Raw genomic sequence first — 22,844 nt, 5'->3', positions numbered from 1 at the left:
CTTGTTTATCCGTCATTGCGAGGCACGAAGCAATCCTACAACTATTGTAGGTAACAAAACTACCGCTTTAAGATTGATTCGTGCCTCGCAATGACGACACTTTTTAACTACGGGCTATAATAACTGATGATGATCAACAAGTCAATTACAGAATACATTAGTTTGATATTTTTCGTAAAGCTGAAATAAATTCAGGTGAAGTCAAATCAAAGTTTCAAGATGCTGAATTTATTTTAGCATCTGTTTTAATGAATTTGCAGCTAATATGCCATCAAACTAATCTCTCAAACTTTGCAAAACGCCCATTTTCAGGTCGTAGGTAGATAGTTTGATATTGTTGATGTTAAACTCGTTTAGTACATAATTGGTTAGCAAAGTTGCCATCACAATCATATCTACACGCAATGGAATTAGGTTGTCCATTTTTGCCCGTTCTTGATGAGAAGAACTGATCAACTTTGTTGCTAAATTTTGATAAGCTGCAAAAGAAATCTCAGCTGTACTTATTGTTTTAATGTCTAATTCTGGCAATAGCATCTGGGCAAAAGTTTCAAAGGCGCCGGCAGAACCAATTAAAGTTTCTGGTTTGTATTCTTCACAAATTACTTTAAGGGCTTTTAATTCATTTGCAACGTGCTGCTGAATTTTTTGTTGATCAATTTCATTAATTGGGTCTGACTTAAAAAAGCCTTGCATTAATCTTGCTGCACCAATATTGTAGCTTTTTTTCCAGATTAGGTTTTCCTCATCACATAAAATAAATTCAGTACTGCCGCCACCAATATCCATTATCAATGATTTACCAGTAATAGCGCCACTTAACTTTACACCTTCGTAAATCAATTGTGCTTCTTCATCGCCATCAATAATGTCAATCTCAATTCCGGCTTCGGCTTTTGCAGCGGTTACGAAATCCTGACCGTTTATGGCACTACGAACTGCAGAAGTTGCAGTAGCTTTTAGGTTTACAATATGATGCTGATCTAACTCTTCTTTAAACTGTTTTAAGCAATTTATTCCTCTTTCAAAAGCTGCTGGAATAATTAGATTGTCTTTCGTAATGTCTTCACCTAATTTAACAGGCTGATTGGTTTTGTAAATGATTTCTAATTCTGTTCCGTTTTGTTCGGCTATGATTAAGTGAAAAGTATTTGTTCCAAGGTCTATTGCAGCTATCTTCATATTATATTTAACGAAAAGTTTAAAGGTATTATTTTGTGTTTTACCTTTTAAAACATAGATTAGTTTTAATTTTTTACCACCAAAGTGACCCAAGTTTACCTAAGCAGATTTGTTTTAGGTCTGATGTTTTATGCGTTTTGCTGTTGCCAAAAACTACTGCCTTTGTAATATAAACCTGATTTAGCGTAATGCCAATTCAAATAGCATTGGTTACTTTTTTATAGTGTAGCGAAAATAAATAACAGGTTTAATTGGCAGAAGGGAGAGCAGGGCTGCATTAGCCAAAAGCCCCTAGCACTCGTTTTCAAAAAAAATAAACCACCAAAGAAACCAAAATTTACCAAAGCACAAACTTAGGTTTTCTTAGGTTACTTAGGTGGTTCATAAGATTTGTAAAAACTAATTTTTATACGTAAACCATTTAAACATTTCCTTAAACGTGGTTTTTTTGCCATACATTAAAATACCCACACGGTAAATTCTACTAGCTACCCATACGGTAAAAATAAAACCGACTACTAAAATTGCCATCGATAAGGCCAATTCCCAGCCTGGTACGCCATAAGGTAAACGCACAACCATGGCAATAGGAGAGGTAAATGGGATCATAGAAAGCCAAAAAGCAACATTGCCATATGGATCATTTGTTACTACACTTAACGATAAGGCATAACCTAAAAGTAGTGGCATCATTACCGGCATCATAAACTGCTGGGTTTCGGTTTCGCTATCTACGGCAGAACCGATAGCGGCGTATAAAGCGCTATAAAACAAATATCCACCAATAAAAAAGAAAATAAATACAGTTACGATTTTGCCAAAATCTAATCCAGCTAAACTTTTTTGGATATCGCCAATTGGTCCTTGGGCTGCCTGAATTTGCTCTTGGCTTGCTCCAACAGTACTTCCATTTTGCGACGATGCCGCAATTTTTTTCACATCAGCTTTGTCTATTAAAACGGTTGCTGCAATGGTACTAATGGTTAAGGTTAGCACTATCCACAATATAAATTGGGTTAAACCAACTAAGGCAATGCCGATGATTTTACCCATCATTAATTGAAACGGTTTAACCGAAGAAATCATGACCTCGATAATTCTACTCGTTTTTTCTTCGATAACGCCACGCATCACTTGTATGCCGTATAGCATAATGAACATGAACATTAAAATACCTGCAATAAAGGCAATTATGGTACTTGCACCAGCGCTACTGGCTTCTTCTTTGCCAGTTTCTATAGCAATTTTTTTAGTATCAATATCAACTGAGGTTTTCAATTGGTCTAAATCAGTTTGCGAAATACCCGATTGTTTAAGCTTTTGGTTGCGAATGAGTTCTTCTAAATCTCCAGAAATTCTGTTGTTTAGAGACATACCAGCTTGCTTTTCGCCAAAAAGCTGAACGCCTTTAGGCTCTGCCAAAGTAAACTCTGGTAAATATAGAATATAGTCGTAATCAGATTTAGAAAGCGATTTTTTCATCACATCTAAAGGTTTGTTTACGTATTGGTATTCGATATTTTCGTCGGTTGCTAATTTCTCTGTTAGCGTGGTATTTGTGCTAACAACGGCAACTTTATCATGCGTATCTTTAATGCCTTTGTAAGTAAAATAGCCAATTAAGCCATAAATACCAGCAATTAATAGTGGTGTTAAAAAAGTCATTACAATAAATGATTTCTTTTTTACTCTCGATAAATATTCTCTGCTAATAATGAGTAAAACTTTATTCATGACCTTCTCCTTTAACTGTTTTAATAAAAATATCGTTCATAGTTGGTATCACTTCGTCTAAACGATGAATGTTTACCTTAGGTAATAGCATGGCTAAAACCTCATTTGCAGTTCTGTTTTCGTGTAGTTTAACCTTAATTAAGGTTTTACCTTTCACGTTTTCAGTTTGTAAAACCTCAAAAACGTTTTCGGTACTTTCTACTTTATAATCGCCCTCATATTCTATCCAATAAGTATTGTTGCGGTAAGTTGCTTTAATTTCATCTACGCTGCCATCTAAAATCTTTTTCGATTTGTGTATCAATGCAATATGATCGCACAACTCTTCAACACTTTCCATGCGGTGGGTAGAAAATATAAATGTTGCACCTTGTTTGTTCAGTTCTAAAATTTCGTTTTTAATGATATCGGCATTAACTGGGTCGAAACCAGAGAAAGGTTCATCTAAAATAATGAGTTCTGGTTGATGTAAAACTGTGGCAACAAATTGTACTTTTTGTTGCATTCCTTTACTTAAATCCTCAACTTTTTTGCTCCACCAATCTTGCATACCTAACTTCTCGAACCAAAATTTAATGCGTTTTGTAGCTTCGGCTGTGCTTAAACCCTTCAATTTAGAAAGGTATAAAACTTGCTCACCAATTTCCATTTTTTTGTACAAACCACGTTCTTCGGGTAAGTAGCCAATTTGAGAAATGTGGTTGCTATTTAATCTTTCTCCGTTAAAAAGGACTTCGCCACTATCTGGAGCGGTAATTTGGGTAATAATTCTAATCAACGAGGTTTTGCCCGCACCATTCGGACCTAAAAGTCCAAATATTTTGCCTTTTTCTAGCTCTAAGCTAACATTATCTAAGGCTCGGTGCGTGGCATATTGCTTTACAATATTTTTTACGCTTAACATGTGTAATTTGTTTTAGTTTAGTAATAGTTAGATGTAGAAACAAGTAAATAGTTACTGAAATATTTAGAAAAGCAAGGTAAGAATTTTCATTGCTTATTTCAGTCCCGTCTTTCGTTGCAATTCCCGATGAAGAATCGGGAGATTTCCACTGCAACCGGGTTTAGATTTTAATGGAAGTAGTTCTTTTGGAGTGTTGCAAAGTGCAAAAAAAATAGCCTTAACATCTAAAGACATTAAGGCTATTCAATTATTTGAATAAATTCTTACTCAAAATATTCTTTCATTTTATCGAAGAAACTCTTATCATTTTTACCAGGTTGTGGTTTAAAGTTCGGAGACTCTTTCAACTTTTCTAAAATTATTCTTTCTTCTGCGTTTAGCACTTTTGGTGTCCAAATGTTTACATGTATAATTTGATCGCCACGGTGGTAAGAGTTTACCTCAGGAATACCTTTTCCTTTTAGTCTCAATAATTTTCCACTTTGTGTACCCGCTTCAATTTTAATTTTTGCTTTACCATCAATGGTTGGTACTTCGGCACTGTAACCTAAGGCAGCATCAACAATGCTTACATGTAAATCGTAAACGATGTTGTTTCCTTCACGTTTTAAAGTATCGTGTGGCAACTCTTCAATTAAAATAATTAAATCGCCTGGTACGCCACTGTTTGGAGCAGCATTACCTTTGCCAGCCATGCTCAACTGCATACCTTCGCTTACACCAGCTGGAATATTAATGGTAATGGTTTCTTCACCGCGTACAGTTCCTTCGCCATGGCAAGCACCACATTTGGCAGTTATTTGTTGCCCGCTACCTTGGCAAGTAGGGCAGGTTGCTGTAGTTTGCATTTGGCCCAAAATGGTATTGGTAACTCTGCGTACTGCACCGCTACCACCACAAGTTTTACAAGTACTTACTGAGCCTTTATCTTTTGCCCCAGAACCATCACAAGTTTTACAAGCAATTTGTTTGTTTACCTTTATCTTTTTCTCGGCACCGTTGGCAATTTCTTCGAGGGTTAATTTTACCTTGATACGTAAATTACTTCCTTTTGAAACTCTTCTTCCGCCTCGAGATTGTTGACCTCCGAAAAAGCTATCGAATGGGCTACCACCACCACTACCAAAAATATCTCCAAACTGACTGAAGATATCTTCCATATTCATGCCACCGCCACCATAGCCACCACCTCCGCCTGCACCGCCAACACCTGAATGACCATATTGATCATAACGTTGTTTTTTTTCAGGGTTACTTAAAACCTCATAAGCTTCGGCTGCTTCTTTAAATTTATCTTCAGCAGATTTATCATCAGGGTTTTTATCTGGGTGATATTTAATAGCTAACTTACGGTAGGCTTTTTTAATTTCTTCCGCAGATGCGCTTTTGGTAACCCCAAGTATATCGTAAAAATCTCTTTTGCTCATTTCTATTTAATAATTGAATGACTGAATTTTGAATGATTGAATGAAAAGCCCATTCTATAATTCAATCCTTCTCTCATTCTATAATTATATTTATGCTCCAACTACCACTTTCGCAAAGCGAATTACTTTATCGTTAAGGGTATAGCCTTTTTCTAATTCATCAACTACTTTACCTTTCAAATCATCATTTGGTGCTGGTATTTTAGTAATTGCCTCATGTATATCTGTATCAAAAACAGTGTTTAAACTTTCCATTTCTTTTAAACCTTTTTGGCCTAAAATGCTTTTAAGTTTAGTTTGTACTAGCATTACACCTTCGCGAATTGCATTAACTTCAGTTGCATTTTCGGTAGCTTTTAAAGCACGCTCAAAATCATCAAGAACAGGTAATAAAGAAATAACTACATCTTTACCAGCAGTTTGCAATAACTCAACGCGTTCTTTTTGTGTTCTACGTTTATAATTATCGAACTCGGCAAACAAACGAAGATATTTATCGTTTAAATTGCTGTTTTCTTGTTGTAGTTTTTCTTCTAATGAAAGTTCTATAATAGGTTCTTCAACGGTTTCTGTCGAGTTTTCTTCTATCGCTTCAGTCTGCACATCAGCTATTTCTTGCTCAACCTGATTGTTCTCTACAATTGGTTCTTCTTCCTTTTTCTTCTTATTAAACATGTTTTTTATGTGCGTGTTTTTTGTTCAAACTCAAAAGTTTTGCCAATAACTAAAATCAGCCATGCTGTCAGTTTAAGTGTAAAATAACTGAACAGAATGGCTGAATTGTAAAATTTTGTCAGAATTGACTATGTAATTTGTGCATCCTCATGAACTACACCACCTTCGCATTTAATAATACGTGATGGGAAAGTACGAATGATGTGGTAATCGTGTGTGGCCATTAAAACTGCAGTACCGCTTTGACTAATTTGCTTCAATAGTAATACAATTTCTTCAGATGTTTCTGGATCTAAATTTCCGGTAGGTTCATCAGCCAAAATAATTTCTGGGTTGTTTAATAATGCTCTAGCAATTACAACGCGTTGTTGCTCGCCACCAGAAATTTCATGTGGCATTTTTTTAATTTTAGAACGCAAACCAACTTTCTCCAAAACGTCCTTAATGCGTTCGTTAATTAGGTTTTTATCGTCCCAGCCTGTAGCTTTTAATACAAATTCTAAATTTTGCTCAATTGTTCTATCACTTAACAACTGAAAATCTTGAAAAACAATCCCTAATTTTCTGCGTAAATACGGTACATCTTTTTCTGCTAAATTCTTTAAATCAAAACCTGCAACAGCACCATTTCCGTTTCCAATATGTAAATCGCCATAAATAATTTTAAGCAAACTACTTTTTCCTGAGCCAGTTTGCCCAATTAAAAACACAAACTCGCCTTTGGCTATGTCTAAATTTACGTTTGATAACACTAAATGCTTTTGCTGAAAAACATCTACTTTTTGTAGGTTGATAACTATATTTTCTGCCATTTTAAATCTCCAATTTCGTTACTTGCCCAAAAGGTAAGTTATTAATAATATGCATAATCTGATCTTGCTTGTCGCCTAAACCTAATTTATCTAACGATTTATCAGGTCTATCTACCCTAAAGTAAGCCAAGAGTGTAAATTTCTCATCTCTAAGCTGCACATAATCTGGTATTTTGGCAATGCCCTTTACTTTTATGATATACATTTGTCCAAAAATAGCATTTCTAGCTGATAATAGAACTTAAAAATAGATTTTATCTGGTAAGCATAACCCATCCAGAATATAATTTAAAATCTTCATTAAGGTAAAGATTGTAATAATATACGCCAACAGGCACATTTTTACCTCGAGATTTTCCATCCCAAGGTTCGGTATTTCTAGTTTCGTAAACTAATTGTCCATTTCTATTGATCACTTGTAACTTTGGCTTTTCGAACGCAGATATTGAAGGAATATTCCAAGTATCGTTCACACCATCGCCGTTTGGTGTAAAAGTATTTGGAATTTCTATTTTGGGATAAACTTTTACAAAAACATCATCTGTACTAACATTACAACTTGATTGTACGGTTAATGTATAAGTGATATCAGTAGGAGGGTTTGCAATCGGATTTAACTTTGTTGGGTCATCTAAATAATCTATTGGCGACCATAAATAGGTAATGTTATCACCTGAAACTGCTCCTTCTAACACAACAGATTGGCCAACTAACATTTTTTTATCATCACCTGCATTAGCATTAGCATTTTTTAAGACTGTAATTGTAACTTCTCTAGTTTCAGAGCAAGCTCCATTAGAAATGTTGACTGTGTATTTAGTAGTTTGTTGTGGAGAAGCTATTGGATTTGCAATAGCAGAATTAGATAAACCTTCTGTAGGTAACCAAGTATAAGTTGTACCACCGCTAGCCACTAAATTAACCGATTGATTTTCGCAAATTGTGGTGTTAGTGATGTTAATGTTTGCATTTACAACTGGCAAAACGTTTACTGGTGTAGAGGTAGTAGCAACACAACCAGCAGCACTGGTTACGGTAACTTGATAGGTGCCTATACTTGCCGTAGTAACGTTTGGAATTTGGGGGTTCTGCAATGTTGAAGAAAAACTATTAGGACCTGTCCAAACAAAGGAAACACCTTGATCTACGTTAAGTTGAACAGTGCTTCCTTCGCAGGCGACCCCACTGTTTGTTGCTATGGGAGTTGGTTTGGCATTTACATTTATCGTTAAGGTTGCTGATGAAACTCTACAATTCGCAGAATTTATATTTCCGTTTTCTGCAACAGCTAAACGATATTGGTATAACCCAACCTGTGCATTGGTGAAAACTCTTGTGGTTTGAGTTGTGGTTTCTCCGGCAATATTTACCCAGTTATTACCAATAAACTCTTGCCATTGGTAAACGGGATCATTGTAGCCAGAAGAAACTGTTGATGAAAGGTTGAAACTGCCGCTTTCGCCAGCACAAAGATTTGCATTAATGCCAGAGTTGTTAACTGTAGAACTTATGTTTGGTCCACATGGTCTAAATGTAATGTCATCTATACCTAAATCATTACCTACACCTCCAGGATTTTCATTTGTCATGGTTAAGGCTATTGTACCAACATTTACAGGTGTTTTAAATGTTGTACCGTACTTAATCCAATTGGTAGCAGAACCTTCTAGAATTTCTCCAGTAGAAACATCACCACCTGCAATTGGAAGGCCGTTATTTGTGATTGTAAATCTAATTTTAGGCTTCACGCCACTATTTCTTAAAATATTTATAACCCATGCTGCAAACTCATAAGTTGTGTTTGGACAAAGATTACTTACTGTAGTTTGATAGAAAACACCTGGGTCATTGTTCGCATTTACGAGCATAAAATAACCGTTCGGGTCATTTGGTGTTCTATTAATTACATTTTGATGCCAACCAGAATTTAGTCCAGCACTCGTTTTAACAATGGTATACCAACCATCGTCTGGAGTTCCCGCAACATATCTATAGTTTGTTTCACTAATTTGAGGGCCAAATGTTGTAGTTCCTCTGCCAAAATCAATATTAATAACAGGATCGCCTAATGTACCTGAACAAACTTGTGCTTTAACTATTGTTGTAGCATTTAATAAAATTAGAATTATAAAGTATTTTAAGGATGATTTTTTCAATTGAAACAAAAATTTCATACAATGTAGATAAAATTATACTTCTTTTTAATTGAAAATAAATGCTGTTGTGGTATTGTTGTGTAATTAAATGTTTTAGAATTAGAGTTTAAGCAGAAAGTCTACTGTATTAACATTGTCCGCATAATCCCATAGTTTAGGATTTTGGCTATCTCCAAAACCAATCTTTTCTTTATTAATTTTTAAATCTAAGTTAGTAACAACGCATTGAATTTGTTCTTCCTGAGTTATTAATTTTTCTTCAACAAAGTTGATGTTTTTATATTCTTCGTAGAAAAGAACAGCCAAAGGCGAAACAAAATTTTCATCTTCCTTAACTAACAAAAAACCATTGTCAAAATGTTTTACTCCATTTACCAAATAAATTGATTTGTTATAATCGTAATTATTGTTGTATTTGAAATGGTTAATAATAGCCTGATGTTTTTCTATTGGCTCAAAAAAATATTTTAAATCATAACCAGTTGGGATATGAATTTTTGAAACGTTTCTGCAGCCTAAACCAAAATAGTCAAAAATATCGTGGCCTAAATTTTCTAATTCTTCAGATGTTTCATCACCCCTTAAAACGGCAACACTATTTCTATTTTTACGGATGATATTTGGAACTTTGCTAAAATAATAATCGAAATAACGAGAAGTATTATTACTACCTGTTGCAATTATCGCATCAAAATCTTTTAATCGCTCTGCATATTCAATTTGACTTGCGTAAGCAGGCTCAATAGAAATTAACTCTTTTAATAATGCTGGCAATAGCTTATCATCAGATGATGACATTTTGATCACAGCTATATTTCCTGTTGCTAAAACACATAAAACATCATGGAAACCAACCAAAGGAATGTTTCCTGCCAATATTAAACCCACTTTTTTAGGATTTTGACTGATGGAAATGTTTTCAAACCATTGTTCCAAGTCTTTTTTGTTCAACATTTTAGCTAATGATGAGATTGCTCTTTCAACTTCATCTATGGTAAACCATCCATTGCTATTTTTAGCAGCATGCATCATCGCTACAAAATCTTCACTCGGATTACTCATAAACCCGCTGAGTTTAATTAAGGAAATGATAATTTTTTCTTTTGTTAGTGACAACGATGACATATTTAGAACTATTTTAAATCGATTATTGTTATATTTGCAGTGCAAAGTTAAACTTAGCAAAAGATATACACGAAGACATGGCAATTAAAATAACAGACGAGTGCATTAATTGTGGAGCATGCGAGCCAGAATGCCCAAATAATGCAATTTATGATGCAGGTACAGCTTGGCGATTTTCTGATGGTACCAATTTAGATGGTATAATTGATTTTGGTGGATCGCAAATGGATGCTGGTGCATCTCAAGATGCAGTTTCAGATGAGGTTTACTACATCGTTTCTGATAAATGTACAGAATGTAAAGGTTTTCATGATGAACCTCAATGTGCGGCAGTTTGCCCAGTAGATTGTTGCGTAGATGATGAAGATGTTAGAGAAACTGAAGAAGAACTATTGGCTAAAAAAGCTTGGTTACACCAAGAAGGATAGTTAACAGTTTTCAGTTGACAATTTTCAATTAATAATACAAAAAAGAGATTTAATTTAAAGTCTCTTTTTTTATGCTAGCAGATTTCTTTGTCAACTGAAAACTGTCAACTGAAAACTGATTAATCTTTATTAGGTACAATTAAAACAGGACAAGCCGCTTTTCTTGCTACATGTTCTGCTACGCTACCCATTAAAAAATGATATAAGCCAGTTCTGCCGTGGGTGCCAATTACAATTAAATCTGCACCCCATTCCTCTGCTTGTTGTATAATGCCATGTGTGGCCGTATCTAAACTTGTTAAATAGGTGGTTGCAACTCCATTTCCATACTTATTAGAAATTTCAGTTAATAATTTCTGACTGTTATCTTCGCTATTGTCATACATTTCCATAAAAACTGGAGCTAACGTATAATCAGGATTTACGGTAGCAGGTGCAGGCTCAATAATATTCAGAAGTGCTACATCCGACCCAAATTTGACTGCCATTTCGTAGCCAGTTTTAGCGGCTTTTTCTGAGCAGGTACTATTGTCAACTGCAATTAATATCTTTTTGAAATCCATGTGTTTAGCTTTTAGAGTTGTATAAAATTAACAAATAAAAAAGTTAAATGTTTAGGTTGTGATGTTTATCATTATTTTTGGATATTTAAATTTATTATGGATAATTATCACGTTTGTAGAATTGCGGTTGCACCAATAAGAAAAGAACCTTCGGATCGAAGTGAAATTGTTTCTCAGATTTTATTCGGAGATCGGGTTACAGTTTTAGAAAAAACAGAAAAATGGTGTTTAATTGTAACTAAACATGATAATTATGAAGGTTGGATGGATTACAAACAACTCCAAAAAATTACAGATCTGCAATTTAATGATGAGCAAGCTTACCAATATTTAACGCCAGCCCAATTAGATAATACGGTTATAGCATCTAATGGTACTAAATTTTATTTAAGTCCAGGAAGTACATTACCGTATTTTAACAATGGTAACTGCTTTATTGGTGAAAATGAATTTATGGTAACCTCAAAACCTTTTATCCCAAACAAAGTTGATTTTACATTAAATGTTGAAGAAACGGCTAAGTTTTTTTTAAATACTCCATATTCATGGGGAGGAAGAACCTTTTTTGGAATTGATTGCTCTGGATTTGTGCAAGCTGTTTATAAATTAAATGGAGTTTCGCTTAAACGAGATGCATCACAACAAGCTCAAGATGGTGATACCGTTGATTTTTTAGCAGCAGCACAATTGGGTGATTTAGCTTTTTTTGATAATGAAGAAGGAAAAATTACCCACGTTGGAATGATGTTAAGCAATTCAGAAATCGTCCATTCGGCTGGTATGGTACGGATTGACCCGATAGACGATCAAGGGATTTATAATGTAGAGCTAGCGAAATATACGCATAAGTTAAGGATTATCAAGAGGTTTGTGTAGGTTTTGAACCATATAAGGCATATAAGAAAATATAAGTTTTTTCATTCATTTCTTGTGCTTAATGAAGTAAAAAATTCTATGTCATAATTAATTTAATTAACTGAATGTTAAATATATATAATTAATTATTGGATAATTTTTAATGGTTATTTTGTCTCATTATATTGTTTTATAAAACTATAAAGAGATGACAAAATCATACCTAACAGATTTAATTTATAAAGTTAATGGTACCGCAATTGAAGTTCATAAAACTTTAGGGCCGGGTTTATTAGAAAGTGTATACCATAAATGTATGGTTCATGAGCTTATTTTAAGAAAGATTAATTTTAATACAGAATTATTAATTCCTGTAAATTATAAAGGATTAAATCTAGTTGTCGATTTAAGATGTGATCTTTTAGTAGAAAACGCTCTAATTGTTGAGTTTAAATCAGTTGATACGGTTCTGCCGATTCATATCGCACAGCTAATGACATATATGAAGTTATTGAAATTACCAATAGGATTAATGATAAATTTTAATTGTTCGCATATTTTTAAGGAAGGTCAGAAAACCTATGTAAATGAATTATACGAAGAACTATATTAACAATTTATCTTATATGAAACTTATATTTCTTATATGGTTTTACTCTTACTATTCAACACCAAGTTCGGCCATTAATTTAGCTAAGTTTTCTTTAAGTTATGCTAGCTCGGTTTCTAATTTAATAACTCTTTCCTCTAATTGACTATTTGATTTCGCAGGACTTTCATCTGAAGCATAATCTTCTTCGATAAATTCTATATCGCCTGCAAATAAATGCATGTAACGTTGCTCTTTTTGTCCGGGGCGTTTTGGCAACTGTTTAATGTAGCCTTCGCTGGCTAGTTTTTCTAAAACTTCATTAACTTCCTCTAAAGTTTCAAACTCGTATAATCTGCCAGAGTTGGTATTAATTTCGCCAGGGGTTTGTGGGCCACGTAAAAATAACAGACACATTATAGCAACTTCGCTCGGTAAAACAGGAAATACAATAGCGAAATTGTGTTTATATTTAATATTACGTATAGAACCACCAGTTGCAGTAGAGATTAATCCTGCAATTTTTAAAGAATTTAGCGCAGTTGATATGGTACTCTCATCATATTGCACCACGGGTTTACGAGATGTTTTCTGGTTACAAGCAGCAGCTAATCCGTTCAAAGTCATTGGATAATAATCTGGTGTAGTTTTGCTTTTTTCCATTAAAGCACCTAAAACTCTAATCTGAGCTGCATCTAAAACTGGTAAAGTCTTTGTGTCCATAAGGCTAAGATATATCTAATGATTTTAAATTTAAAAATTAATCCTCTATTTCCCAAATCATTACTTTTCTATCATCTCCTGTAGAAATTAGATGTTTTCCGTCTTTACTCCAAATAATTTTATTAATAGAATGTGTATGCCCAAATTCGCCTTTTTCTAAACTTAAAATTTTATAAAGTTTAAAGTTTTCAGCATCCCAAAGTTTAATGCTTTTATCTTGGCTGCTTGTTGCAAAATAGGGTAGGCTTGGGTGAAAAGCAATATTGTAAATGGTAAATAAATGCGCTGGAATGGTTTGAACTAGTTCGTAGTTGGGTAAATTCCATATTTTTAACTGTGCATCTCTGCTTCCAGAAATTAAATATTTACCAGAGGGATGATAAGCTAAGGAAGTAACTGGTAAAGAATGACCTTTTAAAGTCTGTTTTAAGCTATAATCAGCCAAGTTGTAAATTTTAATCAAATGATCTTTACAGCCAAAGGCGATTTCAGTTTCATCTGGCGAAATGCCGATACACCTCACCGTATCATAAGCCACCTGAAAACGATAAATTTCTGAATAATCTAATAGCGACCAAACTGCAACTGAACCATCTTCGCCTGTGGTTAACAATTCGTTTTTGCTTTTGGTTACTTTAATATCGAAAATTGGTTTTGGATGCGCATTAATTCTGGTGATGATTTCCTGTTTAGTTAAATCATAAACGCTAAAGGCACCACTTCTTTCGCCAATAAATAGTAAATTATTATAACAAAGTAAACTGTAAACCGAACTTTGTACAGGAGTTTTCACTTTTACGAAAGCCAATTCAGCTAACGACCATTCTACAACACCCTTGTCATTACCTGCACTAAAGAAAATATCATTCTCATCAGCATTTGCTAAAGCATAAACAGGGTTTTGGTGGCCAGAAAGTGTTTTTAAATGTTTTAGCATCTTAAATTTAACTTAATTAGAACGGCTTAATATTTTTTTATTTTCTTTTAAAGCTGTAATAAATTGGAATATTATAGAAATATCAAATAGTTGCCTTGCTAGAAATAAATAAATTGAAGGTCCAAGGTAAATGCTTGTATTTGAGAATACTCCAAAAATAATTTTTATTGTTACGATTGTGGAAATAATACTTATGAAAACACTTAAATAGCCAACATACAAATGCCATTTATCAAACCTTAATTTATTTTTAATTAATTGATATAAGGACAGCCAGTTAAAAAGAATTGACGGAATTAGAAAAGCTAAATCAATATAATTTTTGTTGCTCCTTAAAACTACAGCGAAAGCTATTGCGAAAACTAAGTTAAGATATGATAAGTATTTGAGCATTTTATTCGTATTGCATAATAAGGAGTACGAGTTGCAATTGGAGTGGTCTCACTTCTAACATCTCAAATCTCACATCTACTTATGTCTGCTTTCTAATTTCTTAGCAATATCTTTAATTGATAACCCTTTTTCCTTCAATAAAAAAGTCAAGTGAAAAAGTAAATCTGCTGCTTCCCCAATTAAATCTTCTTCAGTTTCTGCTAAAGCTGCAATTACTGTTTCTACACCTTCTTCGCCGACTTTTTGTGCTATTTTATTTAAGCCTTTAGCTCTCATTTTATTGATGTACGAGCCTTCTACAGGATTTTCATATCGATCATTAATAATATTTTCTAACTCAAAAATAAAGTTTTGGTTATAATCAGTTTTAAAACAACTTCTACTGCCTGTATGGCAAGTTGGTCCAACCGGATTAGCTTTAATTAAGATGGTATCATTATCGCAATCAATATGAATAGATTTTACGAAAAGAAAATTTCCGCTTTCTTCGCCTTTAGTCCATAAACGGTTTTTAGAGCGAGAAAAGAAAGTTACTTTCCCTTCAGCTTGTGTTTTCTCAAATGCTTCGGCATTCATATAGCCTAACATTAAAACCTCTAAAGTTTGCTCGTTTTGTATTACTACGGGAACCCCCCAACCCCCTGAAGGGGGAGTTTTGCCAAAGTCTATCTGGCTTGATGCTATATTTTCGTTAACCATTTTTTGCTTTTATTTATGTTTTTGCTATTCCTAAATGAGGGGTAATTCCCCCTTTAGGGGGTTAGGGGGTTCTAACTTGTATTCCATTCCTTCTCAATTCTTGTTTCAAATCTGGAATTAATATTTCTCCATAATGAAATACCGATGCTGCCAATGCGGCATCAACTCCAGCTTTTTGAAAAACTTCTGTAAAATGTTCCGTTTTTCCTGCTCCGCCAGAGGCGATGATGGGAATATTAATTGATTTATTGATTTTAGCTAATAAATCACAGTCAAAACCTTGTTTTGTCCCATCGTGGTCCATTGAGGTTAACAAAATTTCTCCTGCACCTAAATCTTCCGCTCTTTTAATCCAATCTTCCGTTTCTAATTCGGTTATTAATCTTCCTCCATTTAAGTGGACTATGTTTTTGCCATTAATATGTTTCGTATCAACTGCTAAAACCACAAATTGAACGCCAAAATTTTTAGCCAAATCTTCTATTAATTGGGGTTTTTTAAGTGCGGCAGAATTAATGCTAATCTTATCTGCACCAGCATTTAACAATGCCTCTGCATCTGCCAATTCTGTAATACCACCGCCAATTGTAAAAGGAATATTTAATTGCCTAGCTACCGATTTTACCATCTCAATCATCGTTTTACGGCGTTCGTGAGTAGCGGTAATATCTAAAAATACCAATTCATCTGCACCTTGTTGGGCATATTGCGCAGCCAATTCTACTGGGTCGCCAGCATCACGCAAATCAACAAAGTTGATGCCTTTTACCGTTCGGCCGTCTTTTACATCAAGACAAGGGATTATTCTTTTTGATAAACCCCCTCCGCCCCCTAAAGGGGGAACTGCAATACGTTCTTGTATGGTTTGCTTTATTTTGTCCAAAACAGAATTTAAATTGTTATGTAATTGGTTATTGGTGAATCTTATAACAGTTATTCCAAGTGCTTCAAGATTTTTTTGTCTTTCAATATCATTTATTAGTATCTCAGGGTTGTTATGAATACTGCCATCAATTTCAATAATTAATTTAATCTCATGGCAATAAAAATCAGCGATATATAATGATATTGGATGTTGTCTTCTAAATTTTACCCCTAATTGTTTATTGCTTAAATAACCCCAAAGCAAACTTTCACTTTCAGTAACCCTATTTCTTAAAGCTTTTGCATTTTCAAAAATTAAGTTTGAAGCACCATAAAACATACTTGATCTAACCCCTAAATCCCCTAAAGGGGACTTTTCCTTTCCATCATTAATGTTTTGCTTCATATATTTACTATGGGTTTTCAGCTCCCCCTTTAGGGGGCTGGGGGGTTATATACTTGACAACATCTTCAAATTCCAATCCTTAATCTCTTCAATAGAAATTCGGTTTTCATAAATGGCTTTACCAACCACCACACTTCTAATATCGTATTTTGCCAATTCGTAAATATCTTCCATTGAGCTTACTCCGCCAGATGCGATTAATTTAATCATTGGCGAATGGTCAAGCAGTTTTTTATACAAATCTACCGCTGCGCCACCTAATTTCCCATCTTTACTAATATCAGTGCATAAAAAGCGGAAAAACCCTAAAGCCAAGCATTTATCCACGTAATCCATTAATTTGATTGGAGAACTTTCCATCCAACCCGAGTATTTAATTACCTCATCCAAAACATCAATTGCAATTACAATTCTGTTGGCATAATCGTCTTTTTTAGCAAAAGCCTTACTCAAATCAGGTAAAAAATCTGGATTGCTAATGGCTTGCGTACCAACAATAACACGATGGATACCTGCATCCAATAAATTATTTACTTGTTCAATGGTTCTAATTCCGCCACCATACTGCACCCGCATCTCTGTTTTTTTAATGATGTCAAACAAAGTTTTCTGGTTGCTGAAATCGCCTTTAGCGCCATTTAAATCAATAATATGAATAAAATCTGTCCCGTTAGAACGGTAACGCTCAATCATTTCTTCGATAGAAACATCGTATTCAGTTTTCTGGTTATAGTCGCCTTCACGTAAGCGGACAACTTTTCCGTCTAAAATATCAATTGCTGGAATTATATACATTTTATAAACTAAGGTTTGAGAAGTTTTTCAATAAGCGTTCGCCTGCTTCGCCAGATTTTTCTGGATGAAACTGAACGCCGTAAAAATTATCTTTTTGTATTGCCGCCGAAAACTTGTTGCCATAATTTACAGCCGCGATATCAAAAGTAGGGTTATATTCAATAAAATAAGAATGTACGAAGTAAAATTGTGTATCAGAATTAACACCTTCAAAGAGTAAGTTGTTTTTAAAATCAACATTATTCCACCCCATGTGCGGAATTTTTATCCCTAAATTCTTATCAAATAATTTTGTTTTTAACGGGATGATATCCAAAAGATTAGCATCTCCCTCTTCAGAATGTTGTGTAATTAACTGCATACCCACACAAATACCTAAAACTGGTTTTGTTAAAGCTTTAATTGCACCCACCAATCCGGTTTGTTCCAGTTTTTTCATCGCAGCACCAGCATGACCAACACCAGGAATAATAATGTGACTGTATTTCTCTAAATCAGCTTCTGTATTAACCATTCCGTAAGTTATATTTTGCCTTTCTAAAGCTGCGGTTAAGGAGAAAATATTTCCTGCGCCGTAGTTTATGATGCCTATCCCCTTGGCATCCGAAGGGGACTTTTCGTTAATTTTATTTTCTTCCATTTTATTAATTATTGGAAAATGAATGTCAGTTTTTCATTGGTACTGTAGTCCTGCTATCCGTTACAATGTTTTTATTGGTCTTCGACTATGCTCAGACTGACATAAAAACATTTTCACTGCTATCAGGTTTATTTTACAAAGTCAGTTTTTCAAACCTGCTAAATCCCTTTTCCATCTTACATCTTCCGTTTTACAACAATCCTTTGGTACTCGGTAAAACCATTTTTTCTGCATCACGTTTTACCGCCATTTTAATTGCTTTTGCAAAAGCTTTAAAGATAGCTTCTATTTTGTGATGTTCGTTTTCGCCTTCTGCTTTAATGTTCAAATTGCATTTTGCGGCATCGCTAAAAGATTTAAAAAAGTGGAAAAACATTTCAGTAGGTACATCGCCAACTTTTTCACGTTTAAATTCTGCATCCCAAACAATCCAGTTTCTGCCACCAAAATCTATAGCCACTTGTGCTAGGCAATCATCCATTGGTAAGCAAAAACCATAACGCTCTATGCCTAATTTATTGCCTAAAGCCTGTGCAAAAGCTTCTCCTAAGGCAATTCCTGTATCTTCAATGGTATGGTGCTCGTCAATATGTAAATCGCCATCGGCAATCACATCTAAATTCATACTGCCGTGTCTAGCAATTTGATCTAACATATGGTCGAAGAAATTTAAACCCGTTTTAATGGTTGCTTTTCCTGTTCCGTCTAAATCTAAACCAATTGTAATATCTGTTTCATTTGTTTTACGAACGTGATTAACTTTTCTTGCTCCAGCTCTTAAAAAAGTATAAATATCTTCCCATTTTTGAGTTTCTAATGCAATTACATCAGAAAGTGTTTCGTATTTATCTAAAGCTTCTGCACTTCCTAAAGCATCATTCTGACGTAAAAAAATCGCTTTTGAGCCTAAGTTTTTGGCTAAAATCACATCATTTAAACGATCGCCAATTACGAACGAGTTCTTTAAATCGTAAGCTTCACTAAAATAATGAGTTAGCAATCCTGTTTGCGGTTTGCGGGTAGGTGCATTGTCTTTCGCAAAAGTTCTATCAATTACAATTTCACTAAAAACAACGCCTTCGCCTGCAAATGTATCGAGCATAAAGTTGTGTATCGGCCAAAAATTTTCCTCAGGGTTAGCTGGCGTTCCCAAACCATCTTGATTAGTCACCATTACCAACTCAAAATCTAGTTCTGTTGCAATTTTAGAAAGATAATACAACGATCTCGGATAAAATTTCAGCTTTGCAAAACTATCTACTTGTTCATCATCTGGTTCGATGTTTAATGTGCCATCACGGTCTATAAACAATACTCTAACCCCTAAATCCCCTGAAGGGGACTTTTGTACTTCGTCTATTTTATTCTGCTCCATATATTTACGCTGGGTTTTCCGCTCCCCCTTTAGGGGGTTGGGGGGTTAATACTCTAATAAGCTCATCATTTTCTTCAACTGTTCCTACCGTAATTCTTAAACAACCTTCGCAAAGCGATACTTTTGAACGGTCGCGAACAATGATGCCCTTATCTACTAATAAATTGTAAGTTCCTAAAGCATCATCTACCTGTGCCAAAATAAAATTAGCATCAGATGGGTAAACTTTTTTAACCATTGGAAGTTTAGCGAGTAAATTACTCAATCTGTCTCTTTCAGAAACTGTAATTTTTATCCAATCATTTACCTGCTGGATGTTTTCTAAAGCTGCCAAAGCCAAATCTTGTGTTGCCTGATTGATATTATAAGGCGGTTTTACCTTGTTTAAAATGTCAATAACTGGTCTTGATGAAAAAGCCATTCCTAAACGTAAAGCTGCTAATCCCCAAGCTTTAGAAAACGTTTGTAGAATAACCAAATTGGCATATTCCGTTAATTCTTGAATAAAAGTTTTCTGTTTAGCGAAGTTGATATAAGCTTCATCAATTACCACCAAACCTTTAAAGTTGGCTAAAATAGTTTCAATATCTGTTCGGTTAATAGAATTTCCAGTAGGATTATTTGGCGAACAAATGAAAATCATTTTGGTATTTGCATCAATAGCTTCAGCAATTTTTTCTAAGTCGAGTTGAAAATTTGGCAATAAATCAACTTTTCTAATCTCCACATCGTTAATGTTAGCCGAAACCTCGTACATTCCGTAGGTAGGAGGTAAGATGATGACATTGTCTTTTCCCGGATTGCAAAAAGCACGGTATAATAAATCAATTGCTTCATCGCTACCATTGCCTAAAAATGTGTTTTCAATCGGCACACCTTTAATTTTGCTAATTGCATCTTTTAAATCTAATTGCAATGGGTCTGGGTAACGATTGTAGTTAGCTGGCAAAGGAGAGCCAAAACTATTCTCGTTTGCATCTAAAAAGACACTTGCTTGTCCTTTAAACTCATCTCTAGCGGTAGAGTAGGGCTTAAGGGTTTTTATATTTTCTCTTTGTAAATCTTTAATGTCCATTTTTTTTTGAGATTTGAGATTTGAGTAGTGAGATTTGAGACTGTGAAGCGTTCTGATTTCTCACATCTCATATCTAACTTCTCACATCTCCTTTAATCTAATACTTATCGCATTTTTATGTGCCTGTAAACCTTCGGCTTCTGCTAAAACTTCAACTGTGTTGCCAATGTTTTGTAAACCTTTAGCGCTTAAGTGCTGAAAAGTGATCTTTTTTAAGAAAGTATCTACCGAAACTCCCGAAAAAGCACTTGCAAAACCACTTGTAGGTAAAGTGTGGTTTGTGCCCGAAGCATAATCGCCTGCGCTTTCTGGCGTTAGGTTGCCTAAAAACACAGAACCTGCATTAATAATTAATGGGATTAATGGTTCAAAATTGTCTGTCGCTAAAATTAAATGTTCCGGTGCGTAAGCATTGCTGAAATCCATTGCATCGTTTAAGTTTTCGGCGAAAATGATATAAGAATTTTCAATTGCTTTTGCAGCGATGTCTTTTCTAGGTAAATCAGCTAATTGTTTTTCAACTTCCAAAATAACCTCTTCAATTAATTTCTTTGAAGTGGCAACCAACACCGCCTGACTATCAATTCCGTGTTCGGCTTGGGCTAATAAATCGGCTGCCACAAAAGCAGGATTTGCAGTTTCATCGGCTACTACTAAAACCTCTGATGGGCCTGCAGGCATATCAATTGCAACCGTGTTTTGCACCAGCTTTTTTGCCTCGGTTACATACCTATTTCCGGGTCCAAAAATCTTGTCAATTTTAGGAATTGTTTCCGTTCCAAAAGCCATTGCGCCGACAGCCTGAGCACCACCAACTAAGTAAACTTTTTCTATGTTTAGCAAGGTAGCAACATAAGCAATGTAGCAGTTAATTTTGCCATCACTTTGGGGAGGAGAACAGACTACAATTTCTTTGCTACCAGCAATTTTTGCAGGGATGCCAAGCATCAAAAAAGTGCTTGGTAAAACCGCTGTTCCGCCCGGAATATAGAGCCCAACTTTTTCAATTGCTCTGGCTTCTCTCCAGCAAACAACACCTTCCATTGTTTCAACTTTAGATTCAGTTTTTAACTGCGCTTGGTGAAATTTATAGATGTTTTGGTAGGCGACATCAATGGCGTTTTTTACTGTTAAAGGAATTTGTTTGGCGATGCTAGCAAGCTCTTCTTTGCCAATAAATAACGAGGTTAATTTAACCTTATCAAACTGTTCGGCATAGGAGAGTAGCGCTGCATCACCATCGGTTTTTACTGTAGAAATGATGCTTTGCACCCTTGAAAATATCAAATTATCATCCTCAACTTTTCTAGAACATAGTTCTTTAATTTTTTGTTGAGTTAAATCTTTATAATTATAGAGTTTCAATATGTTATGTGTTGAATTTAACTATTAGTTAATATTAACTATCGTGTTTAAATCTATTTTTTTTTGTTTTTAGGTAATGATTTTCTCAATTGGCATTACCACAATTCCTTCAGCACCTGCTAATTTTAAACCATTAATTTTTTCCCAGAAATCTTCTTCAGCAATTACCGAATGTACAGCTACCCAACCTTCTTCGAACAATGGAACAACGGTAGGACTTTTTACGCCTGGCAACAAATCTACCACGGCTTGCAAGTTTTCTTTTGCCACATTAAGTACCACATATTTTGTTGCTTTTGCTCTTAGTACAGATTGAATTCTTTGCAACAATTCTAACACTTCAGGATTTAATTCCATCCCTTTGCTAGCAATTAAAACTGCTTCAGAACTCATAACATTTTTGAAGGCTTTTAGTCCGTTACTCTTTAAAGTTCCGCCTGTAGAAACGATGTCGAAAATGGCGTCGCTTAGGCCCAAACCTGGACCAATTTCTACCGAGCCAGAGATGTTTCTAATCTGCGCATCAACGTTATTTTCTGTAAGATATTTTTGTAAAATTACAGGGTAAGAAGTGGCAATTGCCTTGCCATTTAATTGCGACAATTCGGTGATATCACTAGTGCTTTGAACGGCAATTTTTAGGGTACATTTACCGAAACCTAAAGGCTGTAAATAAGCAACATCTGCACCCGCTTCTATGATTACATTTTCGCCCACAATACCTAAATCGGCAATGCCATCTTGTACATATTCTGGAATATCATCGTCTCTTAAAAAGAGAATTTCTAGAGGAAAATTTGCAACAGTTGCAATTAGAGAACTTTTGTAGTTTTCGAAAGAAAGACCACAATTTTTAAGAATTTCTACTGATTTTTCGTTTAACCTACCCGATTTTTGGATAGCGATTTTAAGTGTTTTCACTTTATATAAAATTAGGAATAAGAATATTAAATCTGTTTTAAAAACCGTTTTGCGTACAAAACATATATCTATCTATCGCCACAATGGCGATGATGTAAATGTACGTGATGGTTTAAAACTTGGATCATTATATTGCTTATCTTTCCGTAATTTTATTGAGAAGATGACGCAAATATAGCTTTGTTAAATTAAAATAAAAAA

General features: G+C 34.6%; 23 protein-coding genes and 1 pseudogene. 3 read left to right on the top strand and 21 right to left on the bottom strand.

Annotation, left to right across the window (positions count from 1 at the left end):
• Positions 1–276 precede the first annotated feature (276 nt).
• The 9 genes from FA045_RS12685 to FA045_RS12645 form a co-directional block, all read right to left on the bottom strand.
• Complete coding sequence (locus FA045_RS12685) at positions 277–1,182, bottom strand: Ppx/GppA phosphatase family protein (protein ID WP_136877459.1); 906 nt, start codon at positions 1,180–1,182, stop codon at positions 277–279.
• A 399-nt stretch (positions 1,183–1,581) separates the two neighbouring features.
• Positions 1,582–2,916, bottom strand: coding sequence for an ABC transporter permease (locus tag FA045_RS12680; protein ID WP_136877458.1), 1,335 nt, complete (start codon positions 2,914–2,916; stop codon positions 1,582–1,584).
• On the bottom strand, positions 2,909–3,820 hold the full coding sequence (locus tag FA045_RS12675; RefSeq protein WP_136877457.1) for an ABC transporter ATP-binding protein: 912 nt from the start codon (positions 3,818–3,820) through the stop codon (positions 2,909–2,911). Before FA045_RS12675 ends, FA045_RS12680 begins: the two co-directional genes overlap by 8 nt.
• 263 nt (positions 3,821–4,083) lie before the next feature.
• Positions 4,084–5,247 (bottom strand): molecular chaperone DnaJ, encoded by a 1,164-nt coding sequence (dnaJ, locus tag FA045_RS12670; RefSeq protein WP_136877456.1) that lies wholly within the window; start codon positions 5,245–5,247, stop codon positions 4,084–4,086.
• A 90-nt stretch (positions 5,248–5,337) separates the two neighbouring features.
• Positions 5,338–5,922, bottom strand: coding sequence for a nucleotide exchange factor GrpE (locus FA045_RS12665; protein WP_136877455.1), 585 nt, complete (start codon positions 5,920–5,922; stop codon positions 5,338–5,340).
• 128 nt (positions 5,923–6,050) lie between these two features.
• The gene (locus FA045_RS12660; RefSeq protein WP_136877454.1) at positions 6,051–6,734 is read right to left on the bottom strand and encodes a cell division ATP-binding protein FtsE; all 684 of its coding nucleotides are present in this window, start codon (positions 6,732–6,734) and stop codon (positions 6,051–6,053) included.
• A 1-nt stretch (position 6,735) separates the two neighbouring features.
• The gene (locus tag FA045_RS12655) at positions 6,736–6,939 is read right to left on the bottom strand and encodes a fructose-6-phosphate aldolase (RefSeq protein WP_136877453.1); all 204 of its coding nucleotides are present in this window, start codon (positions 6,937–6,939) and stop codon (positions 6,736–6,738) included.
• 49 nt (positions 6,940–6,988) lie between these two features.
• Complete coding sequence (locus tag FA045_RS12650) at positions 6,989–8,908, bottom strand: gliding motility-associated C-terminal domain-containing protein (RefSeq protein ID WP_136877452.1); 1,920 nt, start codon at positions 8,906–8,908, stop codon at positions 6,989–6,991.
• Positions 8,909–8,989: 81 nt separating this feature from the next.
• Positions 8,990–9,952, bottom strand: a complete 963-nt coding sequence (locus FA045_RS12645) for an acyl-CoA reductase (RefSeq protein ID WP_225871337.1) — start codon at positions 9,950–9,952, stop codon at positions 8,990–8,992.
• A 140-nt stretch (positions 9,953–10,092) separates the two neighbouring features.
• On the opposite strand from FA045_RS12645, the gene FA045_RS12640 reads away from it, so the two are divergent.
• Entirely contained in the window at positions 10,093–10,443 is a 351-nt protein-coding gene (locus FA045_RS12640; protein ID WP_136877450.1) for a 4Fe-4S dicluster domain-containing protein, read from the top strand.
• A gap of 119 nt (positions 10,444–10,562) precedes the next feature.
• On the opposite strand, the gene FA045_RS12635 is transcribed toward FA045_RS12640, so the two are convergent.
• Positions 10,563–11,006: a universal stress protein gene (locus FA045_RS12635; protein WP_136877449.1), complete on the bottom strand. Its 444-nt coding sequence runs from the start codon at positions 11,004–11,006 to the stop codon at positions 10,563–10,565.
• Between the two features lie 96 nt (positions 11,007–11,102).
• On the opposite strand from FA045_RS12635, the gene FA045_RS12630 reads away from it, so the two are divergent.
• Both FA045_RS12630 and FA045_RS12625 read left to right on the top strand, forming a co-directional pair.
• Positions 11,103–11,882 carry a C40 family peptidase gene (locus FA045_RS12630; RefSeq protein WP_136877448.1) on the top strand — a complete coding sequence of 260 codons (780 nt, stop codon included), beginning with the start codon at positions 11,103–11,105 and terminating at the stop codon, positions 11,880–11,882.
• Positions 11,883–12,069: 187 nt separating this feature from the next.
• The gene (locus tag FA045_RS12625; protein ID WP_136877447.1) at positions 12,070–12,474 is read left to right on the top strand and encodes a GxxExxY protein; all 405 of its coding nucleotides are present in this window, start codon (positions 12,070–12,072) and stop codon (positions 12,472–12,474) included.
• Between the two features lie 96 nt (positions 12,475–12,570).
• Here the strand turns inward: FA045_RS12625 and FA045_RS12620 are convergent, their stop codons facing one another.
• From FA045_RS12620 to hisG, 11 genes and pseudogenes are all read right to left on the bottom strand, one after another.
• Positions 12,571–13,173, bottom strand: a complete 603-nt coding sequence (locus tag FA045_RS12620; protein ID WP_136877446.1) for a YceH family protein — start codon at positions 13,171–13,173, stop codon at positions 12,571–12,573.
• 37 nt (positions 13,174–13,210) lie between these two features.
• Positions 13,211–14,110, bottom strand: a complete 900-nt coding sequence (locus FA045_RS12615) for a WD40 repeat domain-containing protein (RefSeq protein ID WP_136877445.1) — start codon at positions 14,108–14,110, stop codon at positions 13,211–13,213.
• A gap of 468 nt (positions 14,111–14,578) precedes the next feature.
• Positions 14,579–15,202 (bottom strand): bifunctional phosphoribosyl-AMP cyclohydrolase/phosphoribosyl-ATP diphosphatase HisIE, encoded by a 624-nt coding sequence (hisIE, locus tag FA045_RS12610; RefSeq protein ID WP_225871336.1) that lies wholly within the window; start codon positions 15,200–15,202, stop codon positions 14,579–14,581.
• 61 nt (positions 15,203–15,263) lie between these two features.
• The gene (gene hisF, locus FA045_RS12605) at positions 15,264–16,052 is read right to left on the bottom strand and encodes an imidazole glycerol phosphate synthase subunit HisF (RefSeq protein ID WP_225871342.1); all 789 of its coding nucleotides are present in this window, start codon (positions 16,050–16,052) and stop codon (positions 15,264–15,266) included.
• Between the two features lie 21 nt (positions 16,053–16,073).
• A pseudogene (locus tag FA045_RS19085) lies at positions 16,074–16,406 on the bottom strand (endonuclease domain-containing protein); the annotation flags it as partial.
• A 111-nt stretch (positions 16,407–16,517) separates the two neighbouring features.
• Positions 16,518–17,267 (bottom strand): 1-(5-phosphoribosyl)-5-[(5-phosphoribosylamino)methylideneamino]imidazole-4-carboxamide isomerase, encoded by a 750-nt coding sequence (gene hisA / locus FA045_RS12600; RefSeq protein WP_136877444.1) that lies wholly within the window; start codon positions 17,265–17,267, stop codon positions 16,518–16,520.
• A 1-nt stretch (position 17,268) separates the two neighbouring features.
• Complete coding sequence (gene hisH, locus FA045_RS12595; RefSeq protein WP_136877443.1) at positions 17,269–17,907, bottom strand: imidazole glycerol phosphate synthase subunit HisH; 639 nt, start codon at positions 17,905–17,907, stop codon at positions 17,269–17,271.
• A 190-nt stretch (positions 17,908–18,097) separates the two neighbouring features.
• The gene (gene hisB / locus FA045_RS12590) at positions 18,098–19,282 is read right to left on the bottom strand and encodes a bifunctional histidinol-phosphatase/imidazoleglycerol-phosphate dehydratase HisB (RefSeq protein ID WP_136877442.1); all 1,185 of its coding nucleotides are present in this window, start codon (positions 19,280–19,282) and stop codon (positions 18,098–18,100) included.
• 4 nt (positions 19,283–19,286) lie between these two features.
• A complete protein-coding gene (gene hisC / locus FA045_RS12585) occupies positions 19,287–20,357 on the bottom strand; it encodes a histidinol-phosphate transaminase (RefSeq protein ID WP_136877441.1) in 1,071 nt (356 codons plus the stop codon).
• Between the two features lie 81 nt (positions 20,358–20,438).
• Positions 20,439–21,722, bottom strand: coding sequence for a histidinol dehydrogenase (gene hisD, locus FA045_RS12580; protein WP_205943152.1), 1,284 nt, complete (start codon positions 21,720–21,722; stop codon positions 20,439–20,441).
• A gap of 69 nt (positions 21,723–21,791) precedes the next feature.
• Positions 21,792–22,643 (bottom strand): ATP phosphoribosyltransferase, encoded by an 852-nt coding sequence (gene hisG / locus FA045_RS12575; protein ID WP_136877439.1) that lies wholly within the window; start codon positions 22,641–22,643, stop codon positions 21,792–21,794.
• Positions 22,644–22,844: the final 201 nt, after the last annotated feature.

Source organism: Pedobacter cryotolerans (assembly GCF_005116475.1).
In the GTDB taxonomy this organism is placed as follows: Bacteria; Bacteroidota; Bacteroidia; order Sphingobacteriales; family Sphingobacteriaceae; genus Pedobacter; species Pedobacter cryotolerans.
The sequence above is the reverse complement of the archived record's forward strand: the minus strand, read 5'-3'. Positions and strand labels throughout refer to the sequence as shown.